Annotated in this window: 14 protein-coding genes; 6 read left to right on the top strand and 8 right to left on the bottom strand. The window is 65.9% G+C overall.

Translation table 11 applies throughout. The features are described 5' to 3' along the window. Nucleotide 1: 1 nt before the first annotated feature. From CSC94_RS15520 to CSC94_RS15550, 7 genes are read right to left on the bottom strand one after another with little or no spacing between them, the layout of a single operon-like run. Entirely contained in the window at nt 2-850 is an 849-nt protein-coding gene (locus CSC94_RS15520) for a fumarylacetoacetate hydrolase family protein (RefSeq protein WP_099307281.1), read from the bottom strand. 35 nt (nt 851-885) lie between these two features. Next, nucleotides 886-2,685, bottom strand: a complete 1,800-nt coding sequence (locus tag CSC94_RS15525) for an IlvD/Edd family dehydratase (RefSeq protein WP_099307282.1) — start codon at nt 2,683-2,685, stop codon at nt 886-888. A 49-nt stretch (nt 2,686-2,734) separates the two neighbouring features. Next, nucleotides 2,735-3,484: an SDR family oxidoreductase gene (locus CSC94_RS15530; RefSeq protein ID WP_099307283.1), complete on the bottom strand. Its 750-nt coding sequence runs from the start codon at nt 3,482-3,484 to the stop codon at nt 2,735-2,737. Between the two features lie 47 nt (nt 3,485-3,531). Further along, complete coding sequence (gene denD, locus CSC94_RS15535) at nt 3,532-4,518, bottom strand: D-erythronate dehydrogenase (RefSeq protein WP_099307284.1); 987 nt, start codon at nt 4,516-4,518, stop codon at nt 3,532-3,534. A gap of 14 nt (nt 4,519-4,532) precedes the next feature. After that, on the bottom strand, nt 4,533-5,417 hold the full coding sequence (locus CSC94_RS15540; protein ID WP_099307285.1) for an NAD(P)-dependent oxidoreductase: 885 nt from the start codon (nt 5,415-5,417) through the stop codon (nt 4,533-4,535). Between the two features lie 27 nt (nt 5,418-5,444). Continuing rightward, nucleotides 5,445-6,209 (bottom strand): SDR family oxidoreductase, encoded by a 765-nt coding sequence (locus tag CSC94_RS15545; protein ID WP_099307286.1) that lies wholly within the window; start codon nt 6,207-6,209, stop codon nt 5,445-5,447. Nucleotides 6,210-6,244: 35 nt separating this feature from the next. Further along, the gene (locus CSC94_RS15550; RefSeq protein ID WP_099307287.1) at nt 6,245-6,916 is read right to left on the bottom strand and encodes a GntR family transcriptional regulator; all 672 of its coding nucleotides are present in this window, start codon (nt 6,914-6,916) and stop codon (nt 6,245-6,247) included. Nucleotides 6,917-7,194: 278 nt separating this feature from the next. Here CSC94_RS15550 and CSC94_RS15555 point away from each other — a divergent pair, with 278 nt between their 5' ends. From CSC94_RS15555 to CSC94_RS15570, 4 genes are all read left to right on the top strand, one after another. Then, nucleotides 7,195-8,217, top strand: a complete 1,023-nt coding sequence (locus CSC94_RS15555) for a TRAP transporter substrate-binding protein (protein ID WP_099307288.1) — start codon at nt 7,195-7,197, stop codon at nt 8,215-8,217. Nucleotides 8,218-8,286: 69 nt separating this feature from the next. After that, a complete protein-coding gene (locus tag CSC94_RS15560) occupies nt 8,287-8,886 on the top strand; it encodes a TRAP transporter small permease subunit (protein WP_099307289.1) in 600 nt (199 codons plus the stop codon). Between the two features lie 92 nt (nt 8,887-8,978). Further along, entirely contained in the window at nt 8,979-10,577 is a 1,599-nt protein-coding gene (locus tag CSC94_RS15565) for a TRAP transporter large permease (RefSeq protein ID WP_099307290.1), read from the top strand. Between the two features lie 175 nt (nt 10,578-10,752). Continuing rightward, nucleotides 10,753-12,276, top strand: a complete 1,524-nt coding sequence (locus CSC94_RS15570) for a UxaA family hydrolase (protein ID WP_099307291.1) — start codon at nt 10,753-10,755, stop codon at nt 12,274-12,276. A gap of 68 nt (nt 12,277-12,344) precedes the next feature. Here the strand turns inward: CSC94_RS15570 and CSC94_RS15575 are convergent, their stop codons facing one another. Continuing rightward, nucleotides 12,345-13,541 carry a mandelate racemase/muconate lactonizing enzyme family protein gene (locus CSC94_RS15575; RefSeq protein WP_099307292.1) on the bottom strand — a complete coding sequence of 399 codons (1,197 nt, stop codon included), beginning with the start codon at nt 13,539-13,541 and terminating at the stop codon, nt 12,345-12,347. 100 nt (nt 13,542-13,641) lie between these two features. Between CSC94_RS15575 and CSC94_RS15580 the strand changes: the two genes are divergently transcribed. Beyond that, entirely contained in the window at nt 13,642-14,535 is an 894-nt protein-coding gene (locus CSC94_RS15580; RefSeq protein ID WP_099307293.1) for a phytanoyl-CoA dioxygenase family protein, read from the top strand. Nucleotides 14,536-14,562: 27 nt separating this feature from the next. After that, nucleotides 14,563-15,456, top strand: coding sequence for an NAD(P)-dependent oxidoreductase (locus CSC94_RS15585; protein WP_099307294.1), 894 nt, complete (start codon nt 14,563-14,565; stop codon nt 15,454-15,456). Nucleotides 15,457-15,473 lie beyond the last annotated feature (17 nt).

Genomic DNA, 15,473 nt, shown 5'->3' on the forward strand with positions numbered 1-15,473 from the left:
ATCAGGCGTCCGCCTTCACGGTCTGGCGCTGGCTGCCCAGCTTGTCGATGCCCAGTTCCATGACGTCGCCCGCCTTGAGGTAGACCGGTGCGGGCTTGATGCCCATGCCGACGCCGGGCGGGGTGCCGGTGGAGATGACGTCGCCCGGATGCAGCGTGAACAGCGTGGAGAGGTGGGCAATGACCTGGGCCACGGTGAAGATCTGCGTGGACGTGTTGCCGTTCTGCATCCGCTTGCCGTTGACGTCGAGCCACATGGCGAGGTCCTGCGGGTCGCCGACCTCGTCGCGGGTGACGAGCCAGGGACCGGTCGGGCCGAAGGTGTCGCAGGACTTGCCCTTGGTCCACTGGCCGGTCAGCTGGGTCTGGAAGTGGCGCTCCGACACGTCGTTGATGACGCAATATCCGGCGACGTAGTCCAGGGCCTCGGCTTCCGAGACATACTTGCAGGGCTTGCCGATGACGACGCCCAGTTCGACTTCCCAGTCGGTGTGGGTGGAGCCGCGCGGCATGACCACGTCGTCGTTCGGGCCGACGATGGCGGAGTTCGCCTTCATGAACAGGATCGGGTGGGCCGGAATATCGGCGCCGGTTTCCGCGGCATGGTCGGAATAGTTCAGGCCGATGCACATGAACTTGCCGATGTTGCCGACGCAGGGGCCGAAGCGCGGGTTGCCCTCGACCTTCGGCAGGGAGGCGGCATCGAGGGCGGCGAGGCGCGCCAGGCTTTCGTCGGACAGGGCCGCACCGGCGATGTCATCGACATGGGCAGACAGGTCGCGCAGGGCACCGTCGGCATCGATCAGGCCGGGCTTTTCCTCTCCGGGGTTTCCGTAACGTACGAGTTTCATGGATTCTTCCTTGTCGTGTGATCGGTATCGTGTGGTCAGTGGTTGTTGCGCGGCACGAAGCGGTTGCCAATGTCGCGGTAGGTGTCGGCGTCCTTCAGCGTCATGCCCTCGGAGAAGGGTTGCACCTTCTCGCGGAAATACTGCTGCCAGGGCGACTGGCTCTCGGGCATGGGATAGCCGCCCCTGTCCTCCAGCTCCTTGCGGCGGGCGGCCAGATCGTCATCGGAAACGAGCATGTCGGCGGTGCATTTCTTCAGGTCGATGCGCACCCGGTCGCCTGTCTTCAGCAGGGCCAGGCCGCCACCCGCGGCGGCCTCCGGCGAGGCATTGAGGATGGAGGGGGAGCCGGACGTTCCGGACTGGCGGCCATCGCCGATGCAGGCCAGCGAGGAGATGCCCTTCTTGATGAGGTAGGACGGCGGGCGCATGTTCACCACTTCCGCACCGCCGGGATAGCCGATCGGTCCGGCGCCACGCATGAACAGGACGCAGTGCTCGTCGATGCCGAGCGCCGGGTCGTCGATGCGCTTGTGGAAGTCCTCCGGTCCGTCGAAGACCACGGCACGGCCCTCGAAGGCTTCCGGGTCGTCCGGGTTGGACAGGTAGCGCTGGCGGAATTCCTCGGAAATGACAGATGTCTTCATGATGGCGCTGTCGAACAGGTTGCCCTTGAGGTTGATGAAGCCCGCGTGGGTCTTCATCGGTTCGCCGATGGGCTTGATGACATCCGGGCTGACAATCTCGCGGCCGGCGCAGTTCTCGCCCATCGTCTTTCCGTTGACGGTCAGCGCGTCCGGGTGCGGCAGCAGGCCGGCCTTGAGCAGTTCGTTGACGACGGCCGGAACGCCGCCGGCGCGGTGGTAGTCCTCGCCGAGGTATTCGCCTGCCGGCTGGAGATTGACCAGGAGCGGGATCTCGTGACCGACCTTCTGCCAGTCGTCATTGTCGAGCGGGACGCCGAGATGGCGGGCGACGGCGTTCAGGTGGATGGGCGCATTGGTCGAGCCGCCGATGGCGGAGTTGACCACAATGGCGTTCTCGAAGGCCTCGCGGGTCATGACCTGCGACGGCTTGAGGTCCTCGTGGACCATGTCGACGATGCGGCGGCCGGTCTCGTAGGCCATCTGGCCGCGCTCGCGGTAGGGCGCGGGAATGGCGGCGGAGCCGGGAAGCTGCATGCCGAGCGCCTCGGCCAGCGAGTTCATGGTGGTGGCCGTGCCCATGGTGTTGCAATAGCCGACCGACGGGGCGGAGGACGCGACGAGCTCGGCAAAGCCCTCGTCGTCGATCAGGCCGGCGGCATGGAGTTCGCGCGCCTTCCAGACGATGGTGCCGGAGCCGGTGCGCTGGCCGCGGAAAAAGCCGTTGAGCATGGGGCCGACGGAGAAGGCGATGGCGGGAATGTTGACGGTGGCGGCCGCCATGAGCAGCGCCGGCGTGGTCTTGTCGCAGCCGATCGTCAGCACGACACCGTCGATGGGATAGCCGAAGAGCGATTCGACCAGCGACAGGTAGGCGAGATTGCGGTCGAGGCTGGCGGTCGGGCGCTTGCCGGTCTCCTGGATCGGGTGGACCGGGATTTCCATCACCGTGCCGCCGGCGGCAATGATGCCATCGCGCAGGCGCTTGGCCAGCTCGACATGGTGCCGGTTGCAGGGCGACAGGTCGGAACCGGTCTGGGCGATGCCGATGATCGGCTTGCTGCCCTTCAGTTCATCGAGCGTCAGGCCGTAATTGAGATAGCGTTCCAGGTAGAGCGCGGTCATCTCCGGGTCGTCCGGATTGTTGAACCACTGGCGGGAACGCAGGTCGGCGGGGTTTTTCTTCTTGGTCATGGTTCGGAATCTCCGGTCGGGGGCAGTTCGGCGTGACGGATCGGACGGCTCAGATGGACCAGCCGCCGTCGATCACGCAGGCCTGCCCGGTGGTGAACGCACTTTCGTCCGAAGCCAGGTAGACGGCAAGGGCGGCAATCTCCTCCGGCCTGCCGATGCGTCCCATGGGCTGGCGGGCGATGAAGGCCTGCATGGCGGCCTCGTAGTCGCCGGTCGCGCGCAGGCGGTCGTGCAGCGAGGGGCTTTCCACCGTGCCGGGACAGATGGCGTTGCAGCGCACGCCCCTGGTGACAAAGTCCTGGGCAACCGACTTGGTCAGGCCGATCACGGCGGCCTTGCTGGTGCCGTAGATGAAGCGGTTCGGCGCAGCCGTCACGGACGAGGCGACGGAAGCGATGTTGACGATCGAACCGGAGCCGCGCTCCAGCATGGCCGGCAGGGCGGCGCGGATGGTGCGGTACATCGAGCGCACGTTGAGATCGAAGGCGAAATCCCATTCCTCGTCGGTGGAATCGAGGATGGTGCCGTGGTGGACGAAGCCGGCGCAGTTGAACAGGACGTCCGGGTTGGCGCGCCTGACGCCCTCGGCCACCGAGGCATCCGAACGGGCGTCGAGCACGAAGGTCTCGATGTTCGGATGGTTCATGCCCGCGAGTTCGGCCAGGGCCGCCTCGTTGATGTCGGTGGCGAAAACCTTCGCACCTTCTTCGGCCATGGCGAGGGCGGTTGCCCGCCCGATTCCCTGTCCGGCGGCGGTCGCCAGCGCCGTCTTGCCTTCAAGCCTCAACCTGCTGCCCATGGTCTTGTCGTCCCTTTTCACGTGTTCAGATGCCGTCAAGGCCGCCTTCAGGCGGCCCGGCTCTCCAGATCGTCCTCGATGTAGATCCGGATGATGTCCTCGAAGCTGTCTTCCGCCCGGAAGCCAAGCGCAAGCGCCCGGGCCGGGTCGAAATCGCGCGGCCAGCCGGCCACGATCCGGCGGATCGTTTCGTCGGGCTGGCGGCGGATCAACGCCACCGGCGCGTCGCCGGCGACGCGGCGCAGTGCCTCGATCTGCTCGGCCACCGTGCAGGAGACGCCCGGCATGTTCAAGCTCAGGCGGCCCTTCAGCGTCGCCGTGTCCAGCGAGGCGGCGTGGACGAGGAAGCCCGCAGCCGAGCGGGGCGAGGCGTGCCAGTGCCGCACGTCGTCGTCCACCGGCAGGATGGCCTCCTTGCCGTTCAGCGGCTCGCGGATGATGCCGGAAAAGAAGGAGGAAGCGGCGAGATTGGCCTTGCCGGGGCGCACGCAGACTGTCGGAAGCCGGATCGACAGGCCGTCGATGAAGCCCTTGCGGGCATAGTCGGCGACCAGCAGTTCGGTCATCGCCTTCTGCGCGCCGTAGGAGGTCTGCGGGGCGCAGAGGAAATCGTCGCCGATCTTGTCGGGGAAAGGCGCGCCGAAGACGGCGATGGAGGAGGTGAAGACGACACGCGGGCGATAGCTGCCGCCGCTCTTCGCGTGTTCGGTGTGCAGTGCCTCCAGCAGGTGCCAGGAGCCGCGGGCATTGATGTCCCAGCCCTTGTCGAAATTCTGCTCGGCATCGCCGGAGACGATGGCGGCGAGCAGGAAGACGAGATCGGGCCGTCGGGCGGCGAGGCGCGCGCTTTCGGCGGCGTCGGCAAAATTGCCGGTCTCGAGGGTCACCGGGAAAGCAGCCTCGACCGGGCGGGGGGCGACGATGTCATGCAGGGTCAGGCCGGCAATCGCGGCGCCGGGAAGACCGCCTGCGGCCAGAGCCCTGGCCAGCTTCTGGCCCACCATGCCGCCACCGCCGATGATCAGGATGTTCATGCCGCGCGCTCCGCTCATCGGGTGAGGCTGTTGATGTCGAGAAGTTCGAGGTAGATGCCGGAGTGGTCCTTCTCGCCGCCGTCGAGCGCCTCGATGAAACGCTTGAAACGCTCCTGCATCTGGGTGGTCAGCGGCAGGGTGAGACCGCAGCGGGCGGCTTCCTCCTGCACGTTGTCGAGATCCTTCAACTGGAACCGGGACGGCCCGCCGGGCGCGAAATTGCCGGTGGTCATGCGCTCGCCGTGCTGCTGAAGGATGACGGAATCGGCAAAGCCGCCCTTCAGCGCCTGGCGGATGGCGGCGGGGTCGGCGCCGCCTTTCTCGGCCAGCAGCATGGCCTCGGCGACAACGCCGATGGTGACGGCGACAATCGCCTGGTTGGCAAGCTTGGACAGTTGCCCGGCCCCGTGCGGGCCGACGCGCACCGGCCTGCCCATGGCCTCGAAGACCGGGCGGGCGGCATCGACGGCGGCTTCGTCGCCGCCTGCCATGATGGCGAGCGTCGCGGCCTCGGCACCCCTGGTGCCGCCGGAGACCGGCGCATCGACATGGCCAAGGCCCATGGCTTCCAGCCGGGCGGCATGGTCGCGCGCCTGCGAAGGCTTGATGGAGCTCATGTCGAGGACGGTCGCTCCCTTCTTCATGGCCTCTGCGACGCCCTGGTCGAACAGCATGGAGCCGACGGCGGTGCCGTCGGAGAGCATGAAGATCACGTAATCTGCATCGCCGACCGCTTCGGCCGGCGTCCCGGCGACGGTCGCCCCGGCCGGAACCAGCGCGTCGGCCTTAGCGCGGGTCCGGTTCCACGCGGTGACCGGGAAGCCGGCCTTCAGCAGGTTGGCGGCCATCGGGCCACCCATCAGGCCGGTTCCCAGGAATGCGATCTTCGGCTTGGTCATGGCGGATCCGTCTCTCGTTGCCGTTAGTCAGATCGAGGCGGTGATGCCGCCGTCGACGTAAAGCGTGTGGCCGTTGACGAAGGACGAGCCCCTGCCGGCCAGGAAGACCGCGGCAGCCACCAGTTCCTCCACCTCGCCCCAGCGCCCGGCCGGAGTGCGTTTCTCCAGCCAGGCGGAGAAATCGGCATCCTCGTAGAGCGCCTTGTTCAGCGGCGTCCGGAAGTAGCCCGGCGCAATGGCGTTGACCTGGATGTTGTGCCGGGCCCAGTCGGTCGCCATGCCGCGGGTGAGATTGCGGATGGCGCCCTTGGTGGCGGTATAAGGCGCAATGCCCGGCCGCGCCAGTTCGCTCTGCACCGAGGCGATGTTGATGATCTTGCCGGCACGGCGGGCGATCATGCCACGGGCCACGGCCTTGCCGACGAGATAGGCGCTGGTCACGTTGGTGCGGAACAGTTCATCCCACTTCTCGTCCGGAAAATCCTCCAGCGGGGTGCGGAACTGCATGCCGGCATTGTTGACGAGGATGGTGATCGGGCCTGCCTGTTCGACGTCGGCAACGGCGGCGTTCACCGCGGCCGCGTCGGTGACATCGAAGGCGGCGACGGTCGCCTTGCCGCCGGCCTCGCGGATGGACGCGGCGGCCTCGCTTGCACGGTCCGGGTTGCGGCCGTTGACAACGACGGCGGCACCGTGGGCGGCAAGCCCCCTGGCCAGTGCCAGGCCGATACCCATGCTGGAGCCCGTGACGAGGGCGGTCTGGCCTGTCAGGTCGAAGAGATCAGATGTCATGGCTGCCGGCCTCCCGTCCCGGCAAGGATGGCCGGTCAGGCGGTCTTCCGGTCCCGAAGATCGTCGCGGTAGGTTTGCAGGTGGGCGTTCAGGGCCGCATGGCAGGCGGCGACGTCGCGCCGGATCGCGGCGACGAGAATGGCCTCGTGCTCGGGGACCGTCGCCTCCCGGAAACCGGCTGATTCCAGCTCGGCAACCACCTGCTGGCGGAACTGCTCGTAGATGTTGCGATGGATGGCCCGGAGCGTATCGGAGGGACAGGCCGACAGCAGCGTGTCGTGAAACTCCCAGTCGATGCGCGTCCAGATGGGCACGAATTCGGTGATGTCGCCGGCGGCCCGCATCTTGGCCTCGATGTGGGCCAGCTTGTGGTGCGCGGCGTTGAGCCGGGCCTCCCACTCCAGGTCGCCATGCTTGATGGACAGGCGGGCGCCCTCGCATTCCAGGAGTATCCGCAGGTTCATCAGTTCGGTCAGGCGCTTTTCGGAGGCGACGGGAACATGGAACCCGCGCTGTTCCTCCTGGCTGACGAGATGTTCGTGGGCCAGTCGCAGCAGGACCTCCCGCATGGCGCTGGAACTGATGCCGTATGACTCCTTGAGCACGTCGGGGCGCAGCTTTTCGCCGGCCTTGAACTCGCCGGCCATCAGGCGCGCCTTGATGGAGCGGTAGACGGCCTGGGCCGTCATCCCTTCTTCGCTCGCCATGCCTCCTCCTCCCCAGGATGCCCGCTTTTTCTGCTCGTGCCGGGCTTCGCCGCACCGGAATCGGGCACAGCAGGACGCTGCACGGCGGCGCGGGCCATGATGGAACGCTACCCAATATTTTTGTGATCTGCAATGAATTTCAAAATTTCTGATGAAATTGGAAAAAAGGGTTGTCGGTCCATCATGGCAAATGTAATGTCGCTGACGCCGCGGGAGGTCGTGGCATTGAGTATGTCACGGTGCGACAATGTCGCGCCGGCCAATCGGGAGGACAATCCATGAAATTCAAGAAATCGCTTCTGGCGATGACCGCGGTGGCCGCCCTGGCGACCTCGGGCGCCTTTGCTGCGGATGACGTGACGACGCTGCGCATCCAGACGCACTACGGACCGGAGACGATCTCGGGCAAGAATGCCGCGATGTTTGTCGACGACGTGCAGACCATGTCGAACGGCTCGATCAAGATCGAGATGTTCTACTCCTCGTCGGTCGTCAAGTCGGTCGAGACCTTCGACGCGGCCGCGACCGGGATTCTCGACTGCGACATGACCGGCGGTGCCTACCAGACCGGCAAGAACCCGGCGTTCCAGTTCGTCGGCGACATCATGGGCGGCTATGACACGCCCTACCAGCAGCTCAGCTGGCTGCTGCTCGGCGGCGGCCTGGATGCGGCCCAGAAGCTTTACAACAAGTACGACATGCAGCTCGTCGGCTGGTGGGTCGTCGGCCAGGAATCGCTGGCCTCGACGAAGCCGATCAGCGGCATCGGCGACCTGAAGGACTGGAAGTTCCGTTCGCCCCCCGGCATGGAAACCAAGATCTTCGAAAAGCTCGGCGCCAAGCCGGTGGTGATGGACTTCACGGAAGTCTTCACCGCGCTGCAGACCGGCATCATCGACGGTGCCGACGCCTCGATCCTGGCCAACAACATGGGCATGGGTCTCTATGACATCGCCAAGTATGCCACCTATCCGGGCTTCCACTCGATGCCGTCGGATCACCTGGCCTGCAACAAGGCGAAGTGGGACGGCATGCCCGAGTACCAGCGCCGCATCATGAGCGTGGCGATGGAAAAGCTGGCGCTGCGCCAGGCGCTCGCCGGCGAGAAGGCCAACAACGAGGCTGCCGCCGAACTGAAGGCCAAGGGTGTCACGATCTCCGACTGGAGCGCTGAAGACCGCCGCGCCTTCCACGCTGCCGCCCAGGCCACCTGGGACGAGTTCGCGACCACGCCGGAAGCCAAGGACCTCGTGGCCAGCCACAAGGGCTACCTGAAGTCCCTCGGCCTGCTGGTCGAGTAATGCTCCTGCGGCGGGTCCTCCGGGACCCGCCGCTTTTCCCATACCAGGACGTGCCGGGAGGAGGCTGCCATGGTCGAGCATGAACGGACCGGCTGGATCGATCGCATCACCTGGACGATCAGCCGGGCGACGATGATCCTGCCTGCCGTGATCGTGGTGGTCATGACCATCGAGGTCATCAAGCGCTACATCTTCGCCAGCGGCACCCTCTGGGCCAATGAACTCTCCTTGTGGATTGCCGGCGCGGTCTACCTGCTTGCCGGGCTCTATGCCATGCAGCAGCGCAGCCACATCCGCATCACGCTTCTCTACGACATCGTGCCGACCTGGCTGCGCCGGGCCTTCGACATCATCTCGCTGGCGCTGCTGCTGGTCTTCGTCTTCTCCGTCATCTGGGGCGGCTTCGGCGAAGCCTGGGCCAAGATGATGCGCTGGGAGCGTTTCGGGACGGCATGGGATCCACCGATCCCGGCGACCATGAAGCCGCTGATCCTTGGCGTGCTGGTGCTGACCGCGCTGCAGGCCATCTCCAACCTGATCATGGACTGGAACCGGACCTCCAACGAGCACAGCATTCTCGACGAGGTCGACATCGACGTGGAAGGCATCCGCAAGGCCGAGGCCGAAATCGACGCGCGGCACGGGGCGGGTTCCAGCCGGGGCGCCTAGGCCGTTGCTCCCCGGCGGGAGCGAACTGACACTTTCCAAGACAAGCCGGCGTCGGGTTCTTCGAGCCGCAAAAAGAATACGGGGTGGGGACAATGGACATCGGTACGATCTCTATCGTGGTCTTGGTCGGCATGCTCTTGCTGCTGGCCATCGGCATGCCGCTCGGCTTCGCCTCCGGCTTCCTGGCCGTCGTCGTCATGGTGATGAAGTTCGGCCCGGACCTGCTGTTCCATTCGTTCGGAACCGGGCCGCTGAACATTCTCGCCCAGCGCATGTACGGCCTGTGTACCGATTACGTGCTGATCTCCGTGCCGCTGTTCATCCTGATGGCGACATTGCTGGAACGATCGTCCATCGCGCGCGACATGTATGACAGCCTGACGCTGTGGATGAGCCGGACGCGCGGCGGCATCGCCATCGTCACCTCGATCATGGCCATCATCATGGCGGCCATGTCCGGGATCATCGGCGGCGAAGTGGTGCTGCTCGGCCTGATCGCGCTGCCGCAGATGCTGCGGCTCGGTTACAACCAGAACCTCGCGGTCGGCACGATCTGCGCCTCCGGGTCGCTTGGCACCATGATCCCGCCGTCGATCGTGCTGATCATGTACGGCCTGATCACGGAAACCTCGATCGACGCACTGTTCCGCGGCGCCTTCGTGCCCGGCTTCATTCTCGGCGGCAGCTACATCGTCTACATCCTGGTACGCACCCGGCTGAACCCTTCGCTGGCGCCGCTGCCGGAGCCGGGACCGGACGACATGCCGGCGCGCGACAAGCAGCGCGCCTTCTTCACGCTGGTGCTGTGGCTGGCCGGCGCCTGGGGCGCCCTGTTCCTGGCCCATGCGGCGATGATCGAACTGCAGAACGCCGCCGGCCTGCTGAAGCCGACGGACTACCATCCCTACCCGGCGCAGAGCCTCGCCATCTACAGTGCCATGCTGGCGGCGGGCCTGTTCGTGCCGTCAATCGCCTTCGGGCGGCAGACGATCAGCGACACCTGGCGTCTCAGCAAGGGCCTTGTCGCCCCGCTGATCGTCGTCTTCGTCGTGCTGGGGTCGATCTACGGCGGCGTCACCGGCATCACGGAAGCGGCCGGCATGGGCTCCGTGGCGGTGCTGATCCTGATCGCCATCCGCGGCGAGCTGTCCTGGGAACTGGTGCGGGACGCGATGATGCGCACCTTCCGGTCGACCGGCACGATCATCTGGGTCACCTTCGGCGCCACCGCGCTGGCCGGTGCCTACACCATTGCCGGCGGACCGAACTACGTCGCCAACCTGATCGTGGGCGCGGAAATGCCGACGCTGTCGATCCTGCTGGTGATGATGGTCATCTTCCTCATCCTCGGCGCCTTCATGGACTGGGTCGGCATCGTGCTTCTGGTCATGCCGGTCTTCCTGCCCATCGTGCTCAAGCTGCCGGTCGACCAGATCGGCGTGTTCGGCCCGCTGGTTGCCATGCCGAGCTTCGTCAAGGTGTGGTTCGGCATCCTGTTCTGCGTCAACATGCAGGTGTCGTTCCTGTCGCCACCCTTCGGGCCTGCCGCCTTCTATCTGAAGTCGGTCGCGCCGGCGCATATCACGCTGCCCGACATCTTCCGCGGTTTCATGCCTTTCATGGCCATCCAGATTGCGGTTCTTGCCCTGATCCTGTTCTTCCCGGAACTGACCATGTTCTTCATGTCCTGACGGGGAGCGAGCAGGCATATCCACGCGGCGGGCCATCGGGGTCCGCCGTCGCCGTTCGGAAGCATTATCGCTCTTCATTGACTGGCCCGAATGCTCTATCGCACTGTTTCATCGCAATTCCGGACGCGAAACCGGTGCCCGCTTTCTCCGGAGTTGCCCTAACCGGGAGATCAAGATGACCCGTTCTTCTGCCGTGTCCGTCCGCCTCGATGCCTCCGACAACGTCGTCACCGCCATCCGCGCCCTCGAGGCCGGAACGCCGGTGGAAGGCGTGGTCACCACCACGATGATCCCGCGCGGACACAAGATCGCCACGGTGGCCATTCCCCAGGGCGCGGTGATCCGCAAGTATGCGCAGGTGATCGGCTATGCCTCCGCCGACATCGCGCCGGGCGAGCATGTCCACACGCAGAACACCGAGTTCCGCAACACCGAGGCGGAGTACGAGTTCTCCACCGATCTCAGGCCGGTTGCCTTCGTGCCGGAAGCCGGCCGCGACACCTTCATGGGCTATCGCCGCGCCAACGGCCGCGTCGGCACGCGCAACTACATCGCCGTGCTGACCTCGGTGAACTGTTCGGCGACGGCGGCGCGGATGATCGCCTCGGCGTTCGGCCCGGAGGAAATGGCGCAATACCCGAACGTCGACGGCGTGGTTGCCTTCGTGCACGGCACGGGCTGCGGCATGGCCGGGTCCGGCGACGGTTTCGACGCCTTGCAGCGCGTGATGTGGGGCTATGCGCGCCATCCCAACCACGGCGGCGTGCTGATGGTCGGCCTGGGCTGCGAGATGAACCAGATCGACTGGCTGCTCGAAGCCTATGGCATCGAGAAGGGGCCGCTGTTCCAGGCGATGAACATCCAGGACGTGGCGGGGCTGCGCAAGACGGTGGAACTCGGTATCGAGAAGGTGCGCGCCATGCTGCCGCTGGCCAACGAGGCCCGGCGCGAGCCGTGCCCGGCGTCCGAACTGATGGTGGCGCTGCAATGCGGCGGTTCGGATGCGTGGTCGGGCATCACCGCCAACCCGGCGTTGGGCCAGGCCTGTGACCTCCTGGTTGCGCAGGGCGGAACCGGCGTGCTGGCCGAGACACCGGAAATCTATGGCGCGGAACACCTGCTGACGCGGCGCGCGAGCGACCGCAAGACCGGTGACAAGCTCGTTGGCCTGATCCGCTGGTGGGAAGACTACACGGCGCGCAACAAGGGCTCGATGGACAACAACCCGTCGCCCGGCAACAAGAAGGGCGGGCTGACGACCATCCTGGAAAAGTCGCTCGGCGCGGCGGCCAAGGGCGGCACGACGCCGCTCAACGGCGTCTACAAGTACGGCGAGCCGGTAACGGCACGCGGCTTCACCTTCATGGATTCACCGGGGTACGACCCGGCATCCGTCACAGGGCAGATCGCGTCGGGCTGCAACCTCGTGGCCTTCACCACGGGTCGCGGCTCGGCCTTCGGTTCCAAGCCGGCGCCCTGTATCAAGATCGCGACCAACAGCGAGATGTACAACCGCATGACCGACGACATGGACGTCAACGCGGGGGCCATGCTGACGGAAGGCGTTTCGCTGGAGGAAAAGGGCCGCGAGATCTACGAGCTCCTGCTTCGCGTGGCGTCGGGCGAACAGTCCAAGTCGGAGGCCCAGGGGCTGGGCGATTTCGAGTTCGTGCCCTGGCAGATCGGGGCGACCATGTGATGCCGGACCCGGCCGCCGCCCGCCGCACTTCAGCGAACGGCAGCGCCGGGGCGACCGGATCCCTCCGGTCAGCGGCTTTCCATCACCGTCGCATCGGCGCGTTCGAAGGCACCCGGCTTGAGCGTGATGCCGTGGCCGGGCCGTTCCGCCGGCGCGACCATGCCGTCGGCAACGACCGGCAGGCCATCGGCCACCTCGGTGTACCAACCGGTGTAGAGCGCGCGTACGCTCTCCTGGATCACGGCGTTGCGGGCATGGACCGACAGGTGGCAGGAGGCGGCATAGACAACCGGACCGGTGCAGTCGTGCGGGGCGATCGGCCGGTGCCAGGCATCGGCGAGCGCCGCGATGGCCTTGCCCTCCGTCAAACCGCCGCACCAGCCGAGATCGAGCATGACGAAATCGGCGGCGTCCGCCTCGAGCAGTTCACGGAACTGGTGCCGCCCGGCAATGGTCTCGGAGGCGGTGACGCGGATCGGGCTGCGGGCGCGGAAATCGGCCAAGGCGGAAACGCCCTGCATGCGCACGGCATCCTCGATCCAGTAAATGTCGTAGGGCGCGACGGCCTCGGCGATCTGGAGGGCGGCCGGCTGGTTCCAGAAGGAATGCATCTCCAGCATGATGTCGATGTCATTGCCGACCGCATCGCGGATCTGGCGGAACGGCTTCAGCCCTTCCTCCAGTTCGGCTGGCAGGATGTTCTGGCCGGCGGAGCGCTCGGCATAGCGGTCGAACGGCCAGATCTTCATGCCGTTGATCCCCTCCGACAGCAGCGAGCGGGCCAGCGCGCCGGCGTCGGTGAGGAAGGCCTGGAGGTCCTCGTAGGGCCCTGTGGCACCCGAGCCGATGCCCCAGTTGGAGGACGTCTGCCCGGCGGTGGAGCGGACGTAGCCATAGCCGGCACAGGTGTTGTAGGTGCGGATCGCCTTGCGGCAGCGCCCGCCCATCGCCTGCCAGACCGGTTCGTCGTGGCGCCGGGCCTTGAGATCCCAGAGCGCGATATCGATGGCGGAGATGCCGCGCATTTCCACCCCCGCCCCCTGGCTGCCGACCTCGGGTGTCAGCGCCATGCGCGCCGGTTCCGGCTCGGCGTCCTGGCCGACCAGCTTGGCGGCGGCCGTCTCGTGGATCCACGCCTCGACGGCGCGCGCGCCGAAGAAGGTCTCGCCAAGGCCGGTGTGGCCGCGGTCGTCCTCGACGACGACCCAGAGCAGGTTGGGAAACTCGTCAAGGCGAAGGGTCTTGATGGATGTGATGACAGACATGAAAGGGCCTCCCTTGAGCGCGACATTAGCCATCGGGCGGTTGCGGGCAAGGGCTTGATCCGACAAAACAAACAAATGCAGCCGATTCCGGGAGGAATGCATGGGTGAACTGGAAACACTGACGGCGGAGCAGGTGGGTTTCTACCAGGACAACGGCTACCTGCTGCTGGAAAACCGCGTGCCTATGGCGATCATCGAGGCGATCCGCGCCGAGGTGGCGCGGTTCCAGGACGAAGCGCGGGGCATGAGCGAATCCAACGACCGGCTGGACCTCGAAGACAGCCACACACCCGGCAATCCCCGCATCCGCCGCATCAAGCTGCCGCACCTGATCTCGCCGGTCATGAACGATCTGCTGCGATCCGACCATATCCTGGCGCCGGTGCGGGACCTGGTCGGCTCCGACGTGCGGCTTCACACGACGAAGCTGAACCTGAAGTCGGCCGGCTACGGCGCGGCGATCGAATGGCACCAGGACTTCGCCTTCTATCCGCATACCAATGACGACGTGCTGGCGGTCGGCGTTCTCATCGACGACATGGTGGCGGAGAACGGGCCGCTGATGGTGTTTCCCGGCACGCACCGCGGCGAGATCTTCGACCATCACGCCAACGGCGTGTTCGCCGGGGCGATGGACCTCGATGCCGCCGGGCTTTCGATGGCCGACGCGGTGCAACTGACCGGTCCGGCCGGGTCCATTTCCATTCACCATGGCCACATGGTGCATGGCTCGGCGCTGAACACCTCGGCGCGCGACCGGCGGATGCTGTTCTACGAGATGATGGCGGCGGACGCGTTTCCGATCATGGGATCGATGACCGGCTTCGCGTCGATCGAGGATTACGATTCGCGGCTGCTGTGCGGCCGTCCGACCTTGAAGCCAAGGCTGAAGGATGTATCGGTACGCATTCCCCAGCCACAGCCGGCACTCAACCGGTCGATCTACGAAATTCAGAAGAATGCCGCAAAACCGGCCTTCGCCAAGGCCACCTGACCGCGGCAACCCGAAGGGAGAAAAAGCATGTCGAAACCGTCCATTGGCTTCATCGGCCTCGGCCTCATGGGCTCCGCCATGGTGCAGCGCCTGATCGACCAGGGCTATGACCTGACCGTGCTCGGAAACCGCGACCGCAGCGGCGTGAAAGCGGCGCTGGCCCGGGGCGCGAAAGAAGCGGGGTCGGCGCGGGACCTGGCCGCCGCCTGCGACATCGTCATGCTGTGCGTGGGAACGTCGGCGCAGGTGGAAAGCCGGATGTATGGGGACGACGGCGTCATCGCCGGCCTGAAGAAGGGCACGGTCGTGGTGGATTTCGGCACGTCGCTGCCGACCTCGACGCGGACGATCGGCGAGGCCGTGGCGGCGGCGGGCGGCACCTACATGGATGCGCCGCTGGGGCGGACGCCGAGCCACGGCCGCGAAGGCAAGCTCAACATCATGTGTGCCGGCGACCAGGCGACGTTCAACGCCATCCGGCCTGTCCTCGACGATCTGGGCGAGAACGTCTTCCACCTCGGCGCGCTGGGAGCGGGTCACACCATCAAGCTGATCAACAATTTCTATGCCATGACCACGGCGGCGGCGATGTCGGAAGCCTTTGCGATGGCCGACAAGGCCGGGGTGTCGCGGCAATCGCTCTACGACGTGCTCTCGGCCGGGCCGAACCATTCCGGCATGATGGATTTCATCAAGGCCTACGCCGTCGACGGCGATCCGCAGAAGCTGGCCTTCGCCATGCGCAACGCCCTCAAGGATGTCAGTTACTACAGCCAGATGGCACAGGATGCCGGGGGGATCTCGCTGATGTCCGGTGGAACAAAACTGCTGCTGCAGCTCGCCGACGGGGCCGGTTACGGCGGGCGCCTGGTGCCGGAAATGGTCGATTTCATTTCGACCCTGACGGCCGGAAAAGACTGACGCCGGCGACGGCAAAG

It is taken from the genome of Zhengella mangrovi, from assembly GCF_002727065.1.
Taxonomy (GTDB): domain Bacteria; phylum Pseudomonadota; class Alphaproteobacteria; order Rhizobiales; family Rhizobiaceae; genus Zhengella; species Zhengella mangrovi.